Origin of the sequence: Pseudomonas sp. UBA4194, assembly GCF_002379585.1 — a bacterium.
In the GTDB taxonomy this organism is placed as follows: Bacteria; Pseudomonadota; Gammaproteobacteria; order Pseudomonadales; family Pseudomonadaceae; genus Aquipseudomonas.
The window spans coordinates 46,953-67,555 of the sequence record NZ_DFUE01000011.1 but is presented as its reverse complement, the minus strand read 5'-3'; the positions used below and the strand labels follow the sequence as shown (position 1 = coordinate 67,555).

Annotated in this window: 19 protein-coding genes and 1 pseudogene; 14 read left to right on the top strand and 6 right to left on the bottom strand. The window is 62.7% G+C overall.

The genetic code is table 11. The annotated features are described in order from the left end of the window. Window positions 1-4 precede the first annotated feature (4 nt). Window positions 5-1,306, top strand: a complete 1,302-nt coding sequence (locus B3397_RS02805) for a cytochrome c (RefSeq protein WP_296247066.1) — start codon at window positions 5-7, stop codon at window positions 1,304-1,306. Window positions 1,307-1,436: 130 nt separating this feature from the next. On the opposite strand, the gene B3397_RS02800 is transcribed toward B3397_RS02805, so the two are convergent. After that, the gene (locus tag B3397_RS02800) at window positions 1,437-2,123 is read right to left on the bottom strand and encodes a FadR/GntR family transcriptional regulator (RefSeq protein ID WP_296247064.1); all 687 of its coding nucleotides are present in this window, start codon (window positions 2,121-2,123) and stop codon (window positions 1,437-1,439) included. Window positions 2,124-2,340: 217 nt separating this feature from the next. Here B3397_RS02800 and gudD point away from each other — a divergent pair, with 217 nt between their 5' ends. The 4 genes from gudD to B3397_RS02780 all read left to right on the top strand — a co-directional run bounded on the left by gudD (window position 2,341) and on the right by B3397_RS02780 (window position 7,868). Continuing rightward, a complete protein-coding gene (gudD, locus tag B3397_RS02795) occupies window positions 2,341-3,675 on the top strand; it encodes a glucarate dehydratase (RefSeq protein WP_296247063.1) in 1,335 nt (444 codons plus the stop codon). Window positions 3,676-3,791: 116 nt separating this feature from the next. Then, the gene (locus B3397_RS02790; RefSeq protein WP_296247062.1) at window positions 3,792-4,850 is read left to right on the top strand and encodes a PA0069 family radical SAM protein; all 1,059 of its coding nucleotides are present in this window, start codon (window positions 3,792-3,794) and stop codon (window positions 4,848-4,850) included. Window positions 4,851-5,437: 587 nt separating this feature from the next. Continuing rightward, entirely contained in the window at window positions 5,438-6,142 is a 705-nt protein-coding gene (locus tag B3397_RS02785) for a carbonic anhydrase (protein WP_296247061.1), read from the top strand. A gap of 196 nt (window positions 6,143-6,338) precedes the next feature. Continuing rightward, the gene (locus tag B3397_RS02780) at window positions 6,339-7,868 is read left to right on the top strand and encodes a SulP family inorganic anion transporter (RefSeq protein WP_296247060.1); all 1,530 of its coding nucleotides are present in this window, start codon (window positions 6,339-6,341) and stop codon (window positions 7,866-7,868) included. Between the two features lie 252 nt (window positions 7,869-8,120). Here the strand turns inward: B3397_RS02780 and B3397_RS02775 are convergent, their stop codons facing one another. Further along, the gene (locus B3397_RS02775; protein ID WP_296247059.1) at window positions 8,121-8,768 is read right to left on the bottom strand and encodes a hypothetical protein; all 648 of its coding nucleotides are present in this window, start codon (window positions 8,766-8,768) and stop codon (window positions 8,121-8,123) included. A gap of 382 nt (window positions 8,769-9,150) precedes the next feature. Between B3397_RS02775 and coxB the strand changes: the two genes are divergently transcribed. The 4 genes from coxB (at window position 9,151) to B3397_RS02755 (ending at window position 13,422) form a co-directional block, all read left to right on the top strand. After that, on the top strand, window positions 9,151-10,278 hold the full coding sequence (gene coxB, locus B3397_RS02770) for a cytochrome c oxidase subunit II (RefSeq protein ID WP_296247058.1): 1,128 nt from the start codon (window positions 9,151-9,153) through the stop codon (window positions 10,276-10,278). A gap of 22 nt (window positions 10,279-10,300) precedes the next feature. After that, entirely contained in the window at window positions 10,301-11,890 is a 1,590-nt protein-coding gene (gene ctaD, locus B3397_RS02765) for a cytochrome c oxidase subunit I (RefSeq protein ID WP_296247056.1), read from the top strand. 1 nt (window position 11,891) lies between these two features. Then, entirely contained in the window at window positions 11,892-12,401 is a 510-nt protein-coding gene (locus B3397_RS02760; RefSeq protein WP_296247054.1) for a cytochrome c oxidase assembly protein, read from the top strand. A 133-nt stretch (window positions 12,402-12,534) separates the two neighbouring features. Next, on the top strand, window positions 12,535-13,422 hold the full coding sequence (locus B3397_RS02755; protein ID WP_296247052.1) for a cytochrome c oxidase subunit 3: 888 nt from the start codon (window positions 12,535-12,537) through the stop codon (window positions 13,420-13,422). Here B3397_RS02755 and B3397_RS02750 read toward each other — a convergent pair. Beyond that, window positions 13,419-13,631 carry a twin transmembrane helix small protein gene (locus tag B3397_RS02750; protein ID WP_296247050.1) on the bottom strand — a complete coding sequence of 71 codons (213 nt, stop codon included), beginning with the start codon at window positions 13,629-13,631 and terminating at the stop codon, window positions 13,419-13,421. The two genes, B3397_RS02755 and B3397_RS02750, sit on opposite strands and share 4 nt — an antisense overlap. 260 nt (window positions 13,632-13,891) lie before the next feature. On the opposite strand from B3397_RS02750, the gene B3397_RS02745 reads away from it, so the two are divergent. The 5 genes and pseudogenes from B3397_RS02745 to B3397_RS02725 all read left to right on the top strand — a co-directional run bounded on the left by B3397_RS02745 (window position 13,892) and on the right by B3397_RS02725 (window position 17,834). Then, window positions 13,892-14,635 carry an SURF1 family protein gene (locus B3397_RS02745; protein WP_296247048.1) on the top strand — a complete coding sequence of 248 codons (744 nt, stop codon included), beginning with the start codon at window positions 13,892-13,894 and terminating at the stop codon, window positions 14,633-14,635. Next, window positions 14,601-15,185, top strand: coding sequence for a hypothetical protein (locus tag B3397_RS02740; protein WP_296247047.1), 585 nt, complete (start codon window positions 14,601-14,603; stop codon window positions 15,183-15,185). Before B3397_RS02745 ends, B3397_RS02740 begins: the two co-directional genes overlap by 35 nt. A 9-nt stretch (window positions 15,186-15,194) precedes the next feature. Next, window positions 15,195-16,166 (top strand): annotated as a pseudogene (locus B3397_RS02735) (COX15/CtaA family protein); the annotation flags it as partial. A gap of 137 nt (window positions 16,167-16,303) precedes the next feature. Then, a complete protein-coding gene (gene cyoE / locus B3397_RS02730; RefSeq protein WP_296247045.1) occupies window positions 16,304-17,197 on the top strand; it encodes a heme o synthase in 894 nt (297 codons plus the stop codon). Between the two features lie 4 nt (window positions 17,198-17,201). Further along, a complete protein-coding gene (locus B3397_RS02725; protein WP_296247043.1) occupies window positions 17,202-17,834 on the top strand; it encodes an SCO family protein in 633 nt (210 codons plus the stop codon). Window positions 17,835-17,938: 104 nt separating this feature from the next. Here B3397_RS02725 and B3397_RS02720 read toward each other — a convergent pair whose 3' ends face one another. The 3 genes from B3397_RS02720 to B3397_RS02710 are packed head-to-tail and all read right to left on the bottom strand — an operon-like array spanning window position 17,939 to window position 20,433. Continuing rightward, window positions 17,939-18,712 (bottom strand): MetQ/NlpA family ABC transporter substrate-binding protein, encoded by a 774-nt coding sequence (locus B3397_RS02720; RefSeq protein ID WP_296247042.1) that lies wholly within the window; start codon window positions 18,710-18,712, stop codon window positions 17,939-17,941. Between the two features lie 42 nt (window positions 18,713-18,754). Next, a complete protein-coding gene (locus B3397_RS02715) occupies window positions 18,755-19,426 on the bottom strand; it encodes a methionine ABC transporter permease (protein ID WP_296247040.1) in 672 nt (223 codons plus the stop codon). Next, the gene (locus tag B3397_RS02710) at window positions 19,426-20,433 is read right to left on the bottom strand and encodes a methionine ABC transporter ATP-binding protein (RefSeq protein ID WP_296247039.1); all 1,008 of its coding nucleotides are present in this window, start codon (window positions 20,431-20,433) and stop codon (window positions 19,426-19,428) included. Before B3397_RS02710 ends, B3397_RS02715 begins: the two co-directional genes overlap by 1 nt. Between the last annotated feature and the right edge of the window lie 170 nt (window positions 20,434-20,603).

Below are 20,603 nucleotides of genomic sequence, written 5' to 3'. Positions count from 1 at the left end.
AGAGATGAAAGCTATCTGTATCGCTGCGCTGGCGCTGACTGCCAGCCTGCCATTGTGGGCCGCCGAGCCGGATGCCGCGTTGATCAAGCAAGGTGAATACCTGGCTCGCGCGGGTGACTGCGTGGCCTGCCACACCGCCAAGGGCGGTCAGCCGTTCGCCGGCGGCCTGGCCATGGAAACGCCCATCGGCACGGTGTATTCCACCAACATCACCCCGGATGCCAGCGGCATTGGCCATTACAGCTTCGAAGATTTCGACAAGGCGGTGCGCCATGGCATCGGCAAGAGCGGCAGCAGCCTGTATCCGGCCATGCCCTACCCGTCCTACGCGCGGGTTACCGACGCCGACATGCAGGCCTTGTATGCGTACTTCATGAAGGGTGTGGCGCCGGTGGCCGAGCCGAACAAGGACACCGACATCCCATGGCCGCTGAGCATGCGTTGGCCGCTGGCGATCTGGCGTACGCTGTTTGCCCCGGAGGTGGAGGGCTATCAGGCGCCCATGGGTTCGGACCCGGTGATCAGCCGCGGTGCCTATCTGGTCGAAGGCCTCGGGCACTGCGGCGCCTGCCACACCCCGCGGGCGATCACCATGCAGGAGAAAGCCATGAGTGCCGGCGAAAGCGCCGAGTTCCTGGCCGGCAGCGCACCGCTGGAAGGCTGGATCGCCAAGAGCTTGCGCGGTGACCACCGGGATGGCCTGGGCAGTTGGAGCGAAGAGCAACTGGTGCAGTTCCTCAAGACCGGCCGCAGCGACCGCAGTGCGGTGTTTGGCGGCATGAGCGACGTGGTCGAACACAGCATGCAGTACATGTCGACCGAGGACCTGACCGCCATCGCGCGCTATCTCAAGACCCTGCCGGCAGTGGACCGCAACGATCAGCCGCACCAGTACGACAAGCAGGTGGCGGACGCCCTGTGGCAAGGCGACGACAGCAAGCCCGGTGCTTCGGTGTACATCGACAATTGCGCGGCGTGCCACCGCACCGACGGCCATGGCTATAACCGAGTGTTCCCGGCCCTGGCGGGTAACCCGGTGGTGCAGACGGACGATGCCAGCTCGTTGATCCATATCGTGTTGGCTGGCGGTACCTTGCCCGCCACCCATACCGCACCCTCTACTTTCACCATGCCCGGCTTCGCCTGGCGCCTGTCGGACCAGGAAGTGGCGGATGTGGTGAACTTCATTCGCACCAGTTGGGGCAATCAAGGCCGCGCGGTGTCGGCGGCGGATGTAAAGGGTATGCGCACCGATGACATGAAGCATACGTCGGGCGATGACCTGGGGCAGTCGACCAGTCATTGATGTTCGAGGGGGTGTTGGGGGTTTGCGGTGAATGGCCCCACCGCGTACCGCCTTAGCCCCCTCTCCCTCAGGGAGAGGGCTGGGGTGAGGGGACCAACCACCCCAACACCCAACCCCCCCACACCCCCGTTCAATCCGCTTTGAACCGATCCCGACTATTGCTCAAATGCAGCCACATCGCCGCCCGCGCGGCATCGCCGTCCTGGCGCCGGATCGCCTGATAGATCGCCTCATGCTCCAGGCTCGCCAACTGCCCTAGCTGGGTCATGTCCGCCTCACCCTGCTCCAGTGCATTGAGCCGCGTGCGCGGAATCATCGCGTCGCCCAGGTGCTGCATGATGTCGGTGAAACAGGTATTGCCGGTGGCTTCGGCAATCAGTTGGTGAAAGCGTTTGTCCTGCTCCACACAGCTGTCGTGACTGGCCAGCGCCTGTTGATAGTCGTCCAGCGCCTGGCGCATGCGTGCCAGTTGCTGTTCGCTGCGACGCCGGGCAGCCAGCGCGGCGGCCTGGGTTTCCAGGCCCATGCGCAGTTCAAGAATGCTGCGCACGCTCAGCGCCGTATCCACGCTAAGGCGCAGGCCGTGAGCCGCCTCCCGGTGCAATACGAACGTGCCCACGCCATGCCGGGTCTCTACCAGCCCGGAAGCCTGCAACCGCGACAGCGCCTCGCGCACCACCGTCCGGCTGACACCATGCTCGGCCACGATCGCCCCTTCCGATGGCAGCTTCATGCCAGGGGCCAGAGTACCCAGCAAGATCTGCTGGGTCAGCGCATCGACCAGCCCATGGGCCAGGCTATTGGGGCGTTTTGACATCGAATACCTTCCTCATCTACCCCCATCATACCCGTAGCAGCGGCGTAAGCCGCGTCCCCGGCGTTCACCTTTGCTGGAATTCCTGAGGCGGGACGCGGCTTACGCCGCTGCTACAGATGTATGACAACGTGTTTGTATGGGGTGGGGGTGTTGAAGGGCGGGGTTTTTGAGTTGTATGATGTCTAATAAGCAGGCACACAATAACAAGGAGCATCCCATGACCACTCAGTCCACTCCCGTCATCACCAGTCTTCAGGTCGTCCCGGTCGCCGGGCATGACAGCATGTTGCTGAACCTGAGCGGCGCCCATGGCCCGTTCTTTACGCGCAACATCGTGATACTCAAGGACAGCGCCGGCAACACCGGTGTGGGCGAAGTGCCCGGCGGCGAGCGTATTCGCGAAACCCTGGAAGATGCCCGCAGCCTGGTGATCGGCCAGCCTATCGGCCAATACCAGCGCATTCTCAATCAGATGCGTACCACCTTTGCCGCCCGCGATGCCGGTGGCCGCGGTCTGCAGACCTTCGACCTGCGTATCACCATTCATGCCGTTACCGCCGTCGAGGCGGCGCTGCTCGATTTGCTCGGACAGTTCCTGGAAGTGCCGATCGCCGCTCTATTGGGCGAAGGCCAGCAACGCGACGCGGTGAAGATGCTCGGTTATCTGTTCTATGTCGGTGATCGCGAGCAAACCGATCTGGCCTATCGCTGCGAGCCCGATGCCGCTGATGAGTGGAGCCGCCTGCGCCACGAAAAGGCCCTGACGCCCGACGCGGTGGTACGCCTGGCCGAAGCGGCCAAGGCCAAGTACGGTTTCAATGACTTCAAGCTCAAAGGGGGCGTGCTGCGCGGTGCCGAGGAAATCGAAGCCGTCACGGCCCTGGCCGAGCGCTTCCCCGACGCGCGTATCACCCTGGACCCCAATGGGGCCTGGTCGCTGAAGGAAGCCATCAGCCTGTGTCGCGACCAGCATCATGTGCTCGCTTATGCCGAGGACCCCTGCGGTGCCGAGAACGGCTACTCGGGCCGTGAAGTGATGGCCGAGTTCCGTCGCGCCACCGGACTCCCCACCGCCACCAACATGATTGCCACCGACTGGCGGGAAATGGGCCATGCGATCCAGTTGCAGTCGGTGGACATCCCGCTGGCCGACCCGCATTTCTGGACCATGCAAGGCTCGGTGCGGGTCGCCCAGATGTGCAACGACTGGGGTCTGACCTGGGGCTCGCATTCCAATAACCATTTCGATATTTCCCTGGCGATGTTCACCCAGGTGGCCGCAGCGGCCCCGGGCGAGATCACTGCAATCGATACCCACTGGATCTGGCAGGACGGCCAGCGCCTGACCAAGCAACCATTGCAGATCGTCGACGGCTTCGTGAAGGTTCCGGCCAAGCCGGGCCTGGGCGTGGATATCGATATGGACGCCGTGGCCAAGGCTCACGAGCTGTACAAGAACATGGGCCTGGGTGCTCGGGATGACGGCGTGGCGATGCAGTATCTGATTCCAGGCTGGAAATTCGATAATAAGAAGCCTTGTCTGGTGCGGTGAGGTTGATGTCGGGGTGAGGGGACCATTCACCCGAGAACCCACCCCCCTGCCCAACGGCGATTGCCAACCCTCACCAACCTCTCTACTGTACGCATACCCAGTAAAGAGGCCCCGCCATGTCCACCGCCCTGCCCCCACGCGGCCGCGGCACTGCCGCCAACCCCCACAATCGCTTCGCCCCCAACCGCTCGGTGGCCGAAGATGATGGCTGGCATCAGGAAGTCCCCCCGACGCAAGGCACCGAGGTCCGCTTCGAAACCGCCAAATCCATCATCACCCGCAACACCTCCCCGGATCTGCCCTTCGATCGCTCCATCAACCCCTACCGCGGCTGCGAGCATGGCTGCATCTACTGCTACGCCCGGCCCAGCCACGCTTATTGGGACATGTCCCCAGGCCTGGATTTCGAAACCCGGCTGATTGCCAAGACCAACGCGGTAGAGCTGTTGGAGCAACAGTTGAGCAAGCGCGGCTATCAGGTGGCACCGGTCAACCTGGGCTCCAACACCGACCCCTATCAACCGATCGAGCGTGAACATCGGCTTACCCGGGGGCTGCTGGAAGTATTGCTGCGCTATCGCCATCCGGTGACCATCGTTACCAAGGGGTCGTTGATCCTGCGCGATCTGGACTTGCTCAGCGCCTTGGCCGAGCAGCGTCTGGTCTCGGTGATGATCAGCCTGACGACCCTGGACGATGAACTCAAACGTATTCTCGAGCCCCGGGCAGCCTCCCCCAAAGCCCGTCTGCGTGCCATTCGGGTCATGCGTGAGGCGGACATTCCGGTCGGGGTGCTGTGCTCGCCGATGATTCCCATGATCAACGACATGGAACTCGAAAGCCTGCTCCGCGAAGCCAAGGCTGCTGGTGCGCTGACCGCCAACTACATGATGCTGCGCCTGCCGCTGGAAGTGGCGCCGCTGTTCGAGGAATGGTTGCAGGCTCACCATCCGCAGCGTGCCGCTCATGTGCTCAGCCTGGTGCGCCAGAGCCGCGGCGGCGAGTTGTACGACAGTCGCTTTGGCGCCCGCATGCGCGGCGAAGGCGTGTTCGCCGATCTGTTGGCGCAGCGCTTCGCCATGGCCATCAAGCGCCACGGCCTGGACCGCCGCGAAGGCTACCACCTGGATTGCACCGCCTTCTGCCCTCCAGGCGCACAGCTCTCATTGCTCTGACCCTCAATCACTGCCCGCATCCAAGCCGACCTATGCCGTATGGATCCACTCCACTCCGGCGCAATCCCCTTCGTATGGATTCACTCCACTCCGGCGCAACCCCCTCCGTCTGGGTTCCCTCCACTCCGGCGCAACCCCTCCGTATGGATTCACTCCACTCCGGCGCAACCCCGCCGTATGGATTCACTCCACTCCGGCGCAATCCCCTCCGTCTGGGTTCCCTCCACTCGGCACAATTCCTGTAGCAGCGGCGTAAGCCGCGTCCTGCCCCAACGCGGTGTACCTGATACACGAAAGGGGGGGTGACGCGGCTTACGCCGCTGCTACAGTGTAGGGAGCGATATTGGTGAACTAGTGCTCATTTGCCATTAGTGGTTATTTGCTACTATTGGATGCTGTAATTAGATGTCTGCAAGTTGCGTCCTAGAGCCTGTCATTCAGTTTCAGTTAAGTTTTGATCGGTACCGTGGTTTGCAAGTGACCCGCAAGTCACGATCCTCCGTAAATCAGCTCATCTAGTCATAAGCTGTAAGAATTTTTACCCGGTAAAATGGGAACTTTCCTAAATCCGTCAAAGAGGATTAAACATGACCGACAAGGACACCAGCACTCACGCTGAAAGCGCAGACGAGGCGCTCAAGGCCATCGTTGACGGCTTTCTGCACTTCCATCACGACGTCTTCCCGCAGCAGGAAGAGCTGTTCAAGAAACTCGCTACCGCGCAGAAGCCGCGAGCGATGTTCATCACCTGCGCCGACTCGCGTATCGTCCCCGAATTGATCACCCAGAGCTCGCCCGGCGACCTGTTCGTCACCCGTAACGTCGGCAACGTGGTACCGCCCTACGGCCAGATGAACGGTGGCGTTTCCACAGCGCTGGAGTACGCCATTCTGGCGTTGGGTGTACAGCACGTGATCGTCTGCGGCCACTCCGACTGTGGCGCGATGCGCGCCGTGCTCAATCCCGGTTCCCTGGAAAAGATGCCCACCGTCAAGGCCTGGCTGCGTCATTCCGAAGTGGCCAAGACCGTGGTCCAGGACAACTGCAACTGCGCCAACGAGCACGAGAGCATGAAGGTGCTCACCGAAGAGAACGTGATCTCCCAGCTGCAACACTTGCGTACCCACCCCTCGGTGGCCTCGCGCATGGCGGCCGGCCAGCTGTTCATTCACGGCTGGATCTACAACATCGAAACCAGCGAAATCAAAGCCTATGACGCCGAGCAAGATCGGTTTCTGCCGCTGAGCAGTACCGGTCCGACCCCTAGCGCTACCCCAAGAGGGCGTTTCTAGAGCCCGCGCACGTCATTTGACGAGGCCTTGCCCATAGCCGCTTTTCGATAACAACAACAACGACTCCCATCCGTGCTGGATGAACTTCGAGCCTGGCAGCCAGTGGCTGCTCGGCCAGAATTCGTTCGGGCAGGCACGTTGTCGTCCATCGAAAACCGAGTGCGGGTTCGGCCTGAATGTTTTCAGGAGATCGAACATGAATATCGCGCAGATGAAAGCGGTGTTGCCGCGGGAGCTGCTGGCCTCGGTGGTGGTGTTTCTGGTGGCCCTGCCCTTGTGCATGGGTATCGCCATCGCCTCGGGCATGCCACCGGCCAAAGGGCTGATCACGGGTATCGTCGGCGGCATCGTGGTGGGCTTTCTGGCAGGCTCGCCCTTGCAGGTCAGTGGTCCGGCCGCGGGCTTGGCTGTGCTGGTATTCGAACTGGTGCGCCAGCACGGCATGGCCATGCTCGGGCCGATCCTGTTGCTGGCAGGCTTGCTGCAGCTGCTGGCCGGGCGTTTCAAGCTCGGCTGCTGGTTCCGGGTCACTGCCCCCGCCGTGGTCTACGGCATGCTCGCCGGCATCGGCGTATTGATCGTGTTGTCCCAGGTGCATGTGATGCTCGACAAGGCACCGCAGCCCTCCGGCATGAGCAACTTGATCGAATTCCCCGGCGCGGTGGCCGAGGCCTTGCCTACAGTGGGCGGCGGACTGGGCTGGCAGGCCGGCATGCTCGGCCTGCTGACCATCGCCGTGATGTATGGCTGGGAAAAGTTGCGCCCGCAAAAGCTGCGCTTCGTGCCGGGTGCACTGTTGGGTGTGGGGTTGGCTACCGGCTTGAGTCTGATCTTCTCCATGCCGGTCAAACGGGTTGAAGTCCCGGCCAACCTCACCGAAGCCATCGACTGGCTGCGCCCGGCGGACCTGATGAACCTGGCAGATCCAACGCTGCTGATCGCGGCCATTGCCGTGGCATTCATCGCCAGCGCCGAGACCTTGCTGTCTGCCGCAGCGGTAGACCGCATGCATAACGGCCAGCGTTCGGACTTCGACCGCGAGCTGTCGGCGCAGGGCGTGGGCAATATGCTGTGCGGTATCCTGGGCGCGTTGCCCATGACTGGCGTCATCGTACGCAGCTCGGCCAATGTTCAGGCCGGTGCGCAGACGCGTATGTCGGCAATCTTCCACGGCATCTGGCTGCTGGGCTTCGTGGTGCTGCTGTCCAGCCTGCTGCAAAGCATTCCGGTGGCAAGCCTGGCCGGTGTGCTGGTATTTACCGGGGTCAAACTGGTGGACTTCAAGGCGTTCAAGGGGCTGGGCCGATATGGCCGCATGCCGATGTTCACCTATGCGGCCACCGCCTTGGCCATCGTCTTTACCGACCTGCTGACGGGTGTGCTGCTGGGCTTTGCGCTGACCCTGCTCAAGTTGGCGTTGAAGGCGGCGCGGCTGAAAATCACGCTGATTGAAACGGCACCCAAGGAAGTCGAGCTGCGCATGGTGGGTTCGGCGACCTTTCTCAAGGTGCCGGCGCTGACCAAGGTGCTGGCAACCATTCCCGAGGGCACCACGGTGTATGTACCGCTGGGCGGTTTGAGCTACATCGACCATTCCTGCCTGGAGCTGCTGGAAGATTGGGGCCGTGCAAACCAGAGCAAGGGGTCGCGGATGATCATCGAGAGTCGCGGGTTGAAGCGACGGATCGAAGGGCAGCTGCGAACTTCGGCGGGGTTTGGGACATAGGGTTGGTTTAGGGGTTGGGGATTGGGCTGGGGTGAGGGGACCATTCACCGCAGATCTACCTCACCGCTCCGAACCCAGCTCCAACCCAATCCCAACCGCCGAGACATGCACGGCCACTTCTTCCAGCCCTCTCCCTGGGGGAGAGGGAGCCGATCACCGCCAGTCGCAACACCGCGTACTGGCTTTTGCTCCCTCTCCCTCAGGGAGAGGGCTGGGGTGAGGGGACCATTCACCGCAGATCCCACCCCCACCTCACCGCTCCGAACCCAACTCCAACCCAATCCCCAACCGCCGTGACATGCACGGCCACTTCTTCCAGGCCTCCCCCGTCTCAGGGCTGGTGAGCTTGTCACGATAAGCCTCCACCGACTCCTTCTCGAAGCTCTCTTCGTTGAGCATCTCGTCCACCGAACGGTGCACCGCCTCGTCCAGTTGATTGGCAAATGCTTCGCCTATCAGCTGATGGGCAATCAGGTTGGCCACGGTCATATCCAGCGGAATCAGTGGCTGGCCAAAGTGACGGATGTACAGATCATTCACCTCCTCGACCAGCCGGTGCGCCAGGTAGGCCTCGTCCAGCAAGCTGTCCAGGCCTTCGTGGCCAGCCATGATCGACGGCGGCGCGAGGAAGTAGTCCTCGGCGATCTTCAGCACGGGCTGGATCTGCGATTCAATCCCAGCCTCGCGGGCCACCTCACTGGCCGCATCCAGCAGCTCCGGCACTTCTTCGATGTAGGCGCTGACAAAGCGCCACAGTGCGGCGCTGCCCTCACTGTCGGGCACGTCGATGGCACGGTGTAGATGGGGCAGCTGTTGTTCCAGCAGTTTATGCAGGTGGCCTGTGGCGGCCTCGTGTTCGTTGGCACGTTGGATCTGCTCGCGCAATGCGGCGGTGGTCATGAAGGCTCCAGGTGGGGTGTCACAAAATTGAAGTGGGAACGATAGCTGGCCCACAGGGAAGGCTAAGACGCGTTTGGCATAGCGACGACACATTTAATACCCAACCCGCCGCACAGCTCGCACCAAACCGTAGCAGCGGCGTAAGCCGCGTCCCATGCCCCACCCCCCCTCACAGCATTGGCAGCGACCCGCGACGCGGCTTACGCCGCTGCTACGTTGCGGGTGGTCGCAGCTTGCCTATACTCGCCTTAGTAGCATGCAAGCCGATGGTCCCGACTGCCTGGCAGCGAAGGCCCCGGCCGCCGAAGCCTGTATCTCGACAGCCGCTCCCTTAGCCGCAGGCGCCCAGCCTGGGGAATAAGAATAACAAGGGGAACCCGCAATGACGCGACATCCACGAGCCTGGATGGGCCTCATGTTGTGGTTGACGGTCTGTCAGGCCCACGGGGCCTGGACGGTGAACATGGCGCCGGGCGCGACAGAGGTCAGCCACAAGGTCTTCGACCTGCACATGATCATCTTCTGGATCTGTGTGGTGATCGGCGTCGTGGTGTTTGGTGCCATGTTCTGGTCCATGTACCGCCACCGTCGTGCACCTGGCCGGCAAGCCGCGCACTTTCACGAAAACACCACGGTGGAAATTCTCTGGACGGTGGTGCCGTTGCTGATCCTGGTGGCCATGGCCATTCCTGCCACACGCACCTTGCTCGAGATCTACGACAGCAGCGAATCGGACCTGGACATCCAGGTCACCGGCTACCAGTGGAAATGGCACTACAAATACCTGGGCCAGGACGTGGAGTTTTTCAGCAACCTGGCGACCCCTGCCGAGCAGATCAACAACCAAGCCCCCAAAGACGAGCACTACCTGCTCGAGGTCGACAAACCGCTGGTGCTGCCCGTGGGCGCCAAGATTCGTTTTCTGGTGACTGCCGCCGACGTCATCCATTCCTGGTGGATGCCCGCCTTCGCGGTCAAGCGCGATGCCATCCCGGGCTTCGTCAACGAGGCCTGGACCCGGGTCGAGAAGCCCGGCATCTACCGCGGTCAATGCACCGAACTGTGCGGCAAGGACCACGGCTTCATGCCTATCGTGGTGGACGTCCGCAGCCGGTCCGACTTCGACACCTGGCTGGCCGAGCGCAAGGCTGAAAGCGCCCAGCTCAAGGAACTGACCAGCAAGGAGTGGACCCTGCAGGAGCTGGTCGAGCGCGGCGACAAGGTCTACCACACCACGTGCGTGGCGTGTCACCAGGCCGAAGGCCAGGGGTTGCCGCCCATGTTCCCGGCGCTCAAGGGCTCGAAGATCGCCACCGGTCCGCTCAAGGACCACCTGAACATCGTTTTCCACGGCAAGCCGGGCACGGCAATGGCCGCCTTCGGCAAACAGCTGTCGGAAGTCGACCTCGCCGCGGTGGTGACCTACGAGCGCAATGCCTGGGGCAACAACAAGGGCGACATGCTCACCCCCAAAGACGTGCTGGAACTGAAACAGGCCGAGGCTCGATGAGCCGCTGCCCGGGAGACAGGACATGAGTGCAGTCATCGACGACCACAGCAACCAGGGCGAGCATGCCCACGGTCCGGCCAAAGGCCTGATGCGTTGGGTGCTGACCACCAATCACAAGGACATCGGCACCCTTTACCTGTGGTTCAGCTTCTGCATGTTCCTGCTCGGCGGCTCGTTTGCCATGGTGATCCGCGCCGAGCTGTTCCAACCGGGTCTGCAGATCGTCGAGCCGGCGTTCTTCAATCAGATGACCACCATGCACGGCCTGGTGATGGTGTTCGGCGCGGTGATGCCGGCCTTCGTCGGCCTGGCCAACTGGATGATCCCGCTGATGATCGGCGCGCCGGACATGGCCCTGCCGCGCATGAACAACTTCAGTTTCTGGCTGCTGCCCGCCGCGTTCCTGCTGCTGGTCTCGACCTTGTTCATGCCCGGTGGCGGTCCCAATTTCGGCTGGACCTTCTATGCGCCGCTGTCCACCACCTACGCGCCGGCCAGTGTGACCTTCTTCATCTTTGCCATCCACATCATGGGCATCAGTTCGATCATGGGGGCGATCAATGTGATCGCCACCATCCTCAACCTGCGCGCTCCGGGCATGACCCTGATGAAAATGCCGCTGTTCGTCTGGACTTGGTTGATCACCGCCTTCCTGTTGATCGCGGTAATGCCGGTGCTGGCGGGCTGCGTGACCATGATGCTGATGGATATCCATTTTGGCACCAGCTTCTTCAGCGCCGCCGGCGGTGGCGATCCGGTGCTGTTCCAGCATGTGTTCTGGTTCTTCGGCCATCCGGAGGTGTACATCATGATCCTGCCCGCCTTCGGCGCGGTCAGCTCGATCATTCCGGCGTTCTCGCGCAAACCGCTGTTCGGCTATACCTCCATGGTCTACGCCACCGCCGCCATCGCTTTTTTGTCGTTCATCGTCTGGGCGCACCACATGTTCGTGGTAGGCATTCCGATCGTCGGCGAGCTGTTCTTCATGTACGCCACCATGCTGATCGCGGTGCCCACCGGGGTGAAAGTGTTCAACTGGGTGAGCACCATGTGGCAGGGCTCGTTGACCTTCGAAACGCCGATGCTGTTCGCCATCGCCTTTGTCATCCTGTTCACCATCGGCGGTTTTTCCGGATTGATGCTGGCCATCGCGCCATCGGATTTCCAGTACCACGACACCTACTTCGTGGTGGCGCACTTCCACTACGTGTTGGTGCCAGGGGCCATCTTCGGCATCTTTGCCTCGGCCTATTACTGGCTGCCGAAGTGGACCGGCCACATGGTCGACGAAACCTTGGGCAAGCTGCATTTCTGGCTGTCGTTCGTGGGCATGAACATGGCCTTCTTCCCCATGCATTTCGTCGGCCTGGCCGGCATGCCGCGGCGGGTGCCGGACTACAACCTGCAGTTCGCCAACTTCAACATGGTGTCCTCGATCGGCGCCTTCACCTTCGGTGCCACGCAGATCTTCTTCCTGTTCATCGTCATCAAGACCATCCGCGGCGGCGTGCCAGCACCCGCCAAGCCCTGGGACGGGGCCGAGGGCCTGGAGTGGTCGGTGCCTTCCCCGGCGCCCTATCACACCTTCACCACGCCGCCGGAGGTGGACTGACATGGCGCTCAAATCGCTGGTCACCCGGTTGCTGATGCTGGCCGTGCTCATGTTCGCCTTTGGCTTCGCCCTGGTGCCCCTGTACGACGTGATGTGCAAGGCGTTCGGCATCAATGGCAAGACCGGCGGGCCCTATGAGGGCAGCCAGGTGGTGGACCAGAGCCGTGAGGTACGGGTGCAGTTCATGTCCACCAACGCCATCGACATGGTCTGGGATTTTCATCCACGTGCCGATCAGGTCCAGGTGCATCCGGGGCAGGTGACCGAGATGATCTTTACCGCACGCAATCCCACCGATCAGGTGATGAAGGCCCAGGCGGTGCCCAGCATCAGCCCTGCCGAAGCGGCGGCGTATTTTCACAAGACCGAATGTTTTTGTTTCACCCAACAGGTGTTGCAGCCAGGCGAGCGGATCGAGATGCCGGTGCGCTTCATCGTTGATCGAGACTTGCCCAGTGACGTCCGGCACCTGACGTTGGCGTACACGCTGTTCGATATCACCGGGCGATGAGTGTTGTGTTGGCTGTGCCGGCGTCTTCGCGGCTGTACGCCGCTCCTACAGGTCAGGTGCCTTTTGTAGGAGCGGCGTGCAGCCGCGAAGGGGCCGGAAAGTGCACACCCGTACCCCCAGGAGAACACCCCTAATGGCCACCCCCCAGCAATACTACGTCCCGGCCCAGAGCAAATGGCCGATCATCGCCACGGTCGGCCTGCTGGTGACCTTCTTCGGCCTGGGCACCTGGTTCAATGACCTCAAGGCCGGGCACTCCGCCTCCCATGGCCCGTGGATCTTCTTCGCCGGGGCGCTGGTGATCGCCTACATGATGTTCGGCTGGTTCGGTGCCGTCATCAGGGAAAGCCGCGCCGGCCTCTACAGTCCACAGCTGGACCGTTCCTTTCGCTGGGGCATGGGCTGGTTCATCTTTTCCGAAGTGATGTTCTTCGTCGCCTTCTTCGGCGTGCTGTTCTACGTGCGCATGTGGGCCGGGCCCTGGCTGGCGGGCGAAGGTTCGAAGGGTGTTGCGCACATGCTGTGGCCGAATTTCGAATATGCCTGGCCGCTGCTGCACACCCCGGACCCGAAACTGTTTCCGCCACCCCAGGGCACCATCGACCCCTGGCATCTGCCACTGATCAACACTGCGCTGCTGGTCAGCTCCAGTGTCACCATCACCTTTGCCCACCACGCCTTGCGCAAGGGCCATCGCACCCCGCTGAAACTGTGGCTGGCGGCGACTATCGGGCTGGGGCTGTGTTTCCTGGCCTTGCAAGCGTTCGAGTACCGGGAGGCCTATCACGAGCTGGGGCTGACCTTGGGCTCGGGGATCTACGGCGCCACGTTCTTCATGCTCACCGGCTTTCACGGTGCCCACGTCACCATGGGCACGCTGATTCTGATCGTGATGCTGGTGCGCATCCTGCGAGGGCATTTCAGCGCCGACAAGCATTTCGGCTTCGAAGCGGCGAGTTGGTACTGGCACTTCGTCGATGTGGTATGGGTCGGGCTGTTCATCTTTGTGTATGTCATCTAATGCGCCAGCCAGGGCGCGTGGGACACCAGCTGGCCGCTGTAGAAACCCCAGGCGACCAGCGCCAGGGTCGTCACCGCCAGGGTGACGCGTACCGTAAGCGCGGTGATCAGGCGATTGGACTGGCTGTCGTCCTTGATCAGGAAGAACAGCCCGCTGAACAGGCTGGCCACGGTAGCCAGCAGCATCAGCACGATGGCGATCTTGAGCATGGCACAGGTCCTGGAAATGAAGCGTGGGAGGGAGGGCACATGAGCATAAGCATAGCGTCGCCAGCGCCGGCCCCATCGCGGGCAGAGCCCGCTCCCACAGGGTATGCAGCGCCATCGCGGGCAGAGCATGCTTCTACAGGGTCTGCGGTGCCATCGCGGGCAGAGCCTGCTTCTAGAGGGTCTTTGTCGCTGCGATATCCTGTGGGAGCGGGTTCTACCCGCGATGGGGCCGGACCTGCAAACGCCAGAGGCAGGCCAGCATGAAGCCCTTGCGCCCCCGCCTCGCCCCTACCCTGGTCCTGCTGGTGCTGCTGCCCCTGATGATCACCCTCGGCTTCTGGCAACTGGACCGCGGCACGCAGAAGCAGCAACTGCTGGACACCTGGGCTGCTCACCGCGAAGCCGCGCCCATGCTCGGCACCGATCTGAGCACCCTGCCCGACCCCGACTTTCGTCGCGTCACACTGCGCGGCACCTTTGACCCTGATCACACCCTGCTGCTGGACAACCGCCAGCGCGACGGCCAGGTCGGAATCGAATTGCTGCAGCCCTTTCACGACCAGCCCAGTGGCCTGTGGGTCCTGATCAACCGCGGTTGGCTGCCCTGGCCGGATCGCCGCACGCCGCCCACCTACACCACACCGCGCCAGCCCTTGACCCTTCAGGCCTGGATCTACGTTGCGCCAGGTAGCGCTTTTCAGCTCGGCGACACCACCCCTACCGGGCAATGGCCGCGCCTGGTCACGGCCGTAGAACCGGCGACGCTCTGGACTCAGCTCGGCCGTACCGGCTTTGTCCAGGAGTTGCGTCTGGACCCAGGCCCTGCCGCTTACCGGCTGGACTGGCCGGTGGTCAACATGGGCCCGGAAAAACACCTCGGCTATGCCGTGCAGTGGTTCGCCATGTCCAGCGTCCTGGTGGTGCTGTACCTCTACCTCGCGTGGCACGACTACAAAAAGGAGACCCCCCATGGGCGTGGCACTGAACCCGCTGAACGCACCTGACCCGGCCCGGCGCCGCCGCGGCCGTCTGCAACTGCTGCTGATCCTGGCCGTTGCAGTCGGACCGATGGTGTTGGCGACCTTCATGTACAAATTCCAGTTCTGGGTCCCGGACGGGCGCAGCTACCACGGGCAGATGATCGGCAACGGCATGAGCCGCGAACAGCTCGGCGTGCAGGCCGACGAACAGCGCTGGCAGTTGCTGGTCACCGCACCGGCGCAATGCGCTCAGCAATGCCAGCAGCTGGTGTACCTGGCCCGGCAGATTCAGGTCGGCCTGGGCCGCGATGCATCGCGGGCCAGCCATGCCTTGGCAGCCGCCGAACCCCTGGCCGCCGATTATCAGGCACTGCTGTCCCGTGAGTACCCGCGCCTGCAGCGCCTGGGCCTGGATATCGGCCGGTATCGATCACAGACGCCCGGCCTGCATGAGCCCCAGCTCTGGATCGTCGACCCCCATGGCAACCTGGTGCTGCGCTACGACGCAACGGTCAAGGGCAAGGATCTGCTCAACGACATGCGCCACCTGCTCAAGCTGTCCAACATCGGCTAGGGGAATGGGATGAGCAAGCCAGGCTATCGTCTCGCGCTGTTCGCTACCGTGCTGGCGCTGCTGGTGGTGCTGCTGGGCGCCTACACACGGTTGACTCACGCCGGGTTGGGATGTCCCGACTGGCCAGGATGCTTCGGCTATTTCAGCGTGCCCAGGACCGAGCTGCAACTGGCCCATGCGCAGCTGCGTTTCCCGGACCAGCCGGTGCTGAGCCATCACGGCTGGAACGAAATGATCCATCGCTATTTCGCTGGCGCTCTGGCACTGCTGATCGGCGTGCTGGCCGTTCAGGCGCTTCGTCTGCATGGCCAGCCTGGGCAGCCGTTCCGCTTGCCCATGCTGCTGCTCAACGTGGTCATGGCCCAGGCGGCATTCGGTTGGTGGACAGTCGCCCTGAAGCTTTGGCCGCAAGTGGTGACGTCCCATCTACTGGGCGGCTTCACCACATTGAGCCTGTTGTTCCTGCTCACCCTCCGGCTGTCCGGCCAACTGCCCGCCCTGACCCGATTGCCCAGACGCCTGCGCCTGTGGGCGCGGGTCGGGCTGGTGCTGGTGATCGGGCAAATCGCCTTGGGCGGCTGGGTCAGCGCCAACTATGCTGCCTATGCCTGCCTCGACCTGCCCACCTGCCACGGTCAATGGATACCGCCCATGGATTTCGCCAACGGCTTTCACCTGACCCAACACATCGGCCCCAGTTACCTGGGCGGCCAATTGGGCAGTGAGGCGCGCACGGCCATCCACTTCACCCACAGGGTAGGCGCGGTTACGGTGAGCCTGAGCCTGCTGGCGCTGGCCTGGCAACTGCGCCGGGCGGGCCTTGGCAGGCTGGCCGGGTTGCTGCTGGGGGCGTTGGGGTTGCAGGTGGGGCTGGGCCTGAGCAATGTGCTGTTCGGCCTGCCGCTGGTGGTGGCTGTGGCGCATAACCTGGGCGGGGCGGTGTTGCTGCTGGTGATGGTGTGGGTGAATTATCGGGTTCGGGTGCCGAGGACGGGATTCGTGCTGGACGATGGCGCTGCTGCTGACGCTGATCGCCTCCCCCTGCCCCAGGGCCATACGGCGGCCCGGGAGGGTTGGAGTGAGGGGACCCTGCAACGTCCATCCCGAGGCCCCACCCCATGACCCCCTCCCACGCCCTCGCCCAACCTTTGTGGCGCGACTACCTGGAGCTCACCAAACCCAAGGTCGTCCTGCTCATGCTGATCACCTCCCTGATCGGCATGTTGCTGGCCACCCCGGCCTGGGTGCCGTGGCCGGTGCTGCTGTTCGGCAACCTGGGCATCGGCCTTTGCGCTGCGGGCGCCGCCGTGGTCAACCACGTGGTCGACCGGCGCATCGATGCCCTGATGGCGCGGACCCACAAGCGCCCGATCGCCGAAGGCCGGGTCGCGCCCACGGCGGCGCTCGTGTTCGCCCTGTTGCTGGCGCTGGCTGGCCAGAGCGTGCTGCTGGCCTTCACCAACCCCCTTTGCGCGTGGCTGACCCTGGCCTCGCTGCTGGGCTATGCCGTGATCTACACCGGCTTTCTCAAGCGCGCCACGCCCCAGAACATCGTCATCGGCGGTCTGGCCGGTGCCGCGCCGCCCCTGCTGGGCTGGGTTGCCGTGACCGGCCAGCTCGGCGCCGAACCGTTGCTGCTGGTGCTCATTATCTTCACCTGGACGCCGCCGCATTTCTGGGCGCTGGCCATCCACCGCAAGCTCGAATACGCCAAGGCCGATATCCCCATGCTGCCGGTGACCCACGGCGAGGCCTACACCAAGCTGCATATCCTGCTGTATACCTTTGCCCTGCTGGCGGTCAGCCTGTTGCCGTTCGTGATCCGCATGAGCGGTCTGGTCTATCTGGTCTGTGCCCTGGTACTGGGGCTGCGCTTCCTGCATTGGGCCTGGGTGTTGTACCGTGGCGCGCAACCCCATGCGGCGATCGCCACGTTCAAGTACTCGATCTGGTACCTGTTCCTGCTGTTCATCGCCCTGCTGGTCGATCACTATCTGCCGCTGACGTTATGAGCCTATGACCCGAGTCCAGAAAACCGTCTTCATTCTCGCTGCCATCGTGGCCCTGATCCTGGGCCTGACCGTCAACAAGGTGCTCAGCGAGCGCCACAGTGCCGACAATGTCGCCCTGATCGATGCTGGCATCATCCTCTTGCCCCAGAGCCGCGCGGTGCCCCCGGTGCAGATGACCGACCAGGATGGCAACACCGTGGCCATGGATCAGCTCAAAGGCAAATGGTCGTTGCTGTTCTTCGGCTACACCTTCTGCCCGGACATCTGCCCCACTACCCTGGCCAACCTGCGGGATGTACAGAACCAGCTGCCGGAGGCCACCCGTGAGCGCCTGCAGGTGGTGCTGATCAGTGTCGATCCGAACCGCGACACACCCGCCCAGCTCAAGCAGTACCTGGGCTATTTCAAGTCGAATTTCACCGGTCTGGTGGCCTCGGTGGAGACCTTGGAGACACTGGCCAAAGGCATCAGCATCCCGTTCATCCCGGCAGATACCCGCAAGCCGAACTACCTGGTGGAACACAGCGCTAATCTGGCCTTGATCGGCCCGGATGGGCGACAGCGGGGGTTTGTGCGGGGGCCGGTGAATAACCAGAAGATGGTGGCGCAGTTGCCAGGATTGGTCAGGGGCGATTAGGTTCCGGGAGCGGAAGCCGACCGCGTACTGCTTTTAGCCTCCTCTCCCTCAGGGAAAGGTCTGGGGTGAGGGGACCCTTCACCCCAGATCCCCCCAAAAAACCATCAGAACGCCGGCAACACCGCGCCTTTGTACTTGTCGATAATGAACTGCTTCAACTCAGGGCTGTGCAGGGCCGCCGCCAGCTTCTGCATGGCTGGCGAATCCTTGTTGTCCGGGCGCGACACCAGGATGTTCACATACGGCGAGTCATTGCCCTCGATGAACAGCGCATCCTTGGACGGATCCAGCTTGGCCTCCAGCGCATAGTTGGTATTGATCAGCGCCAGGTCCACCTGCGTCAGCACCCGCGGAATGGTGGCCGCTTCCAGCTCACGAATCTTCAGTTCCTTGGGGTTCTCGACGATGTCCTTGGTGGTTGCCAGGATATCGCTCTGGTCCTTCAAGCGGATCAGGCCGTGCTTTTGCAGCAGCAACAGCGCGCGACCACCATTGGTGGCGTCGTTGGGAATGACCACATTGGCGCCATTGCCCAGCTCGCTCAGCGCCTTGATCTTGCTGGAATAGCCGCCCAATGGCTCCAGGTGCACGCCGGTCACGGCGACCAGATCAGTGCCCTTGCCCTTGTTGAACTCGTCCAGGTACGGCTGGTGCTGGAAGAAATTGGCGTCCATGGCTTTCTGGGCAACCTGCACGTTGGGCTGGATGTAGTCGGTGAACACCTTGATGTTCAGGTCCACGCCTTCGGCGGCCAGTTGCGGCTTCACGAATTCGAGGATTTCGGCATGAGGCACGGCGGTGGCAGCCACGGTGAGGCTTTCGTTGGCGTGGGCAGACAGCGCGGCGACGGCGGCAAAGGCGGCCAGTAATCGTTTCATATGGAGTTTCCTTGTCGGGGCCCTGACGGGCCCAACCGGTGATTATTTGCGGGAAAAGTGCACGACCAGCCGGTCGCCGATCATCTGCAACAGTTGGACCATCAAAATCAGGATAATCACCGTGACGTACATCACGTTGTCCTGAAAACGCTGGTAACCGTAGCGGATGGCCAGGTCGCCGAGGCCGCCCGCGCCGACCACGCCGGCCATCGCGGTATAGGACACCAGGGTGATGGTGGTCACGGTCACGGCGGCGATGATGCCGGGCATGGCTTCGGGCAACAGTGCCCGGCTGATGATCTGTCGGGTGCTGGCGCCCATGGCCTGGGTGGCCTCGATGATGCCGCGGTCGACTTCACGCAGGGCGGTTTCCACCAGGCGCGCGAAGAACGGCACCGTACCGATCACCAGTGGCGGAATGGCGCCCGGAACGCCCAGCGACGTGCCCACCAGCACGACGGTGGTGGGGATCAGCAGAATGATCAGGATGATGAACGGCAGCGAGCGCACCACGTTGACGACGAACGACAACAGGGCGTACAGCCGCGGCTTCTCAAACATTTGCCGTGGCCCGGTGAGGAACAGCAGCACGCCCAGCGGCAGACCCAGTACCACGGTGAACAGCAGCGATGCACCCAGCATGATCAAGGTGTCGAGGGTCGCTTGCCAGATTTCGCTCCAGTCCACGGTGGCGAAGAAATTGATCAGTTCCATCAGCGCAGCACCTCCATGTGAACGTCTGCCGCAGTGAAGCGGGCGAATGCGGCGTCCATGTCACCACCGGTGATGGCCAGGGTCAGCTGCCCGTAGGGGGTGTCCTTGATGCGGTCGATACGCCCGGCCAGGATGCTGTAATCCACGCCGGTCTCACGGGCCACGGTGCCCAGCAGCGGTGCGTAAGTGGCATCGCCCTGGAACGTCAGGCGCACGATACGGCCGGCGACGTGGGCGAAGTCGTCACGCTGCTCTTTCTCGTCGACCTGTTCGTGTTCCTGGACGAAGCGCTTGGTGGTGGGGTGTTGCGGGTGCAGGAACACATCGGCCACCGAGCCCTGCTCGACGATCACGCCGGCATCCATGACTGCCACCTGATCGCAGACGCGGCGGATCACGTCCATTTCATGGGTGATCAGCACGATGGTCAGCTTCAGTTCACGGTTGATCTCGGCCAGCAGTTGCAGCACCGAAGCGGTGGTCTGCGGGTCCAGCGCGCTGGTCGCTTCGTCGCACAGCAGGATCTTGGGGTTGGTCGACAGCGCGCGGGCGATGCCCACCCGCTGCTTCTGCCCACCGGAGAGCTGAGCGGGGTATTTTTTCGCATGGTCGGCCAGGCCTACCCGCGCAAGCAGTTCGGCCACGCGCTGGTCGATCTCCCGGCGTGACAGCTTGCCGGCCAGGCTCAGGGGCATGGCGACGTTGTCGGCAACGGTCTTGGACGCCAGCAGATTGAAGTGCTGGAAAATCATCCCGACCTGTTGGCGGAAGCCCCGCAAGGCATCGGCATCGAACGCGGTGACATCTTCACCGTCGACGATGATGGTGCCGCCGCTGGGGTTCTCCAGGCGATTGATCAGGCGCAGCAGGGTACTTTTCCCTGCGCCGGAATGGCCTATGAGGCCGAACACCTGGCCTGCCGGCACACTCAGGCGAGTGGGGTGCAGTGCCGGGATTTCCCTACCGGCCACGCGGTAGGTCTTGTGGACATCTTGAAACTCGATCACGTAGCGAACCTTGTGGGGCGCATGAATAAGGGGGCAGCGGATAGCCGGGCGCGCATTTTAGCCTAGCCGTTTAGAGGTTCTTAGCATTTATTTCGTCACCCACCTTCGTTTTGGCGATAACGCGACTAAAGGTCGCTGCCCGCTCCATCCGGCGTGTCGATTCAAAATAA

Coding starts and splice junctions, on each gene's coding strand:
- cyoE (WP_296247045.1), top strand. CDS start 16,304: ATGACCCCCTCCCACGCCCTCGCCCAACCTTTGTGGCGCGACTACCTG.
- B3397_RS02760 (WP_296247054.1), top strand. CDS start 11,892: ATGGCGCTCAAATCGCTGGTCACCCGGTTGCTGATGCTGGCCGTGCTC.
- B3397_RS02805 (WP_296247066.1), top strand. CDS start 5: ATGAAAGCTATCTGTATCGCTGCGCTGGCGCTGACTGCCAGCCTGCCA.
- B3397_RS02715 (WP_296247040.1), bottom strand. CDS start 19,426: ATGGAACTGATCAATTTCTTCGCCACCGTGGACTGGAGCGAAATCTGG.
- B3397_RS02745 (WP_296247048.1), top strand. CDS start 13,892: ATGAAGCCCTTGCGCCCCCGCCTCGCCCCTACCCTGGTCCTGCTGGTG.
- B3397_RS02775 (WP_296247059.1), bottom strand. CDS start 8,768: ATGACCACCGCCGCATTGCGCGAGCAGATCCAACGTGCCAACGAACAC.
- B3397_RS02750 (WP_296247050.1), bottom strand. CDS start 13,631: ATGCTCAAGATCGCCATCGTGCTGATGCTGCTGGCTACCGTGGCCAGC.
- coxB (WP_296247058.1), top strand. CDS start 9,151: ATGACGCGACATCCACGAGCCTGGATGGGCCTCATGTTGTGGTTGACG.
- B3397_RS02720 (WP_296247042.1), bottom strand. CDS start 18,712: ATGAAACGATTACTGGCCGCCTTTGCCGCCGTCGCCGCGCTGTCTGCC.
- B3397_RS02780 (WP_296247060.1), top strand. CDS start 6,339: ATGAATATCGCGCAGATGAAAGCGGTGTTGCCGCGGGAGCTGCTGGCC.
- B3397_RS02725 (WP_296247043.1), top strand. CDS start 17,202: ATGACCCGAGTCCAGAAAACCGTCTTCATTCTCGCTGCCATCGTGGCC.
- gudD (WP_296247063.1), top strand. CDS start 2,341: ATGACCACTCAGTCCACTCCCGTCATCACCAGTCTTCAGGTCGTCCCG.
- B3397_RS02755 (WP_296247052.1), top strand. CDS start 12,535: ATGGCCACCCCCCAGCAATACTACGTCCCGGCCCAGAGCAAATGGCCG.
- ctaD (WP_296247056.1), top strand. CDS start 10,301: ATGAGTGCAGTCATCGACGACCACAGCAACCAGGGCGAGCATGCCCAC.
- B3397_RS02785 (WP_296247061.1), top strand. CDS start 5,438: ATGACCGACAAGGACACCAGCACTCACGCTGAAAGCGCAGACGAGGCG.
- B3397_RS02800 (WP_296247064.1), bottom strand. CDS start 2,123: ATGTCAAAACGCCCCAATAGCCTGGCCCATGGGCTGGTCGATGCGCTG.
- B3397_RS02790 (WP_296247062.1), top strand. CDS start 3,792: ATGTCCACCGCCCTGCCCCCACGCGGCCGCGGCACTGCCGCCAACCCC.
- B3397_RS02740 (WP_296247047.1), top strand. CDS start 14,601: ATGGGCGTGGCACTGAACCCGCTGAACGCACCTGACCCGGCCCGGCGC.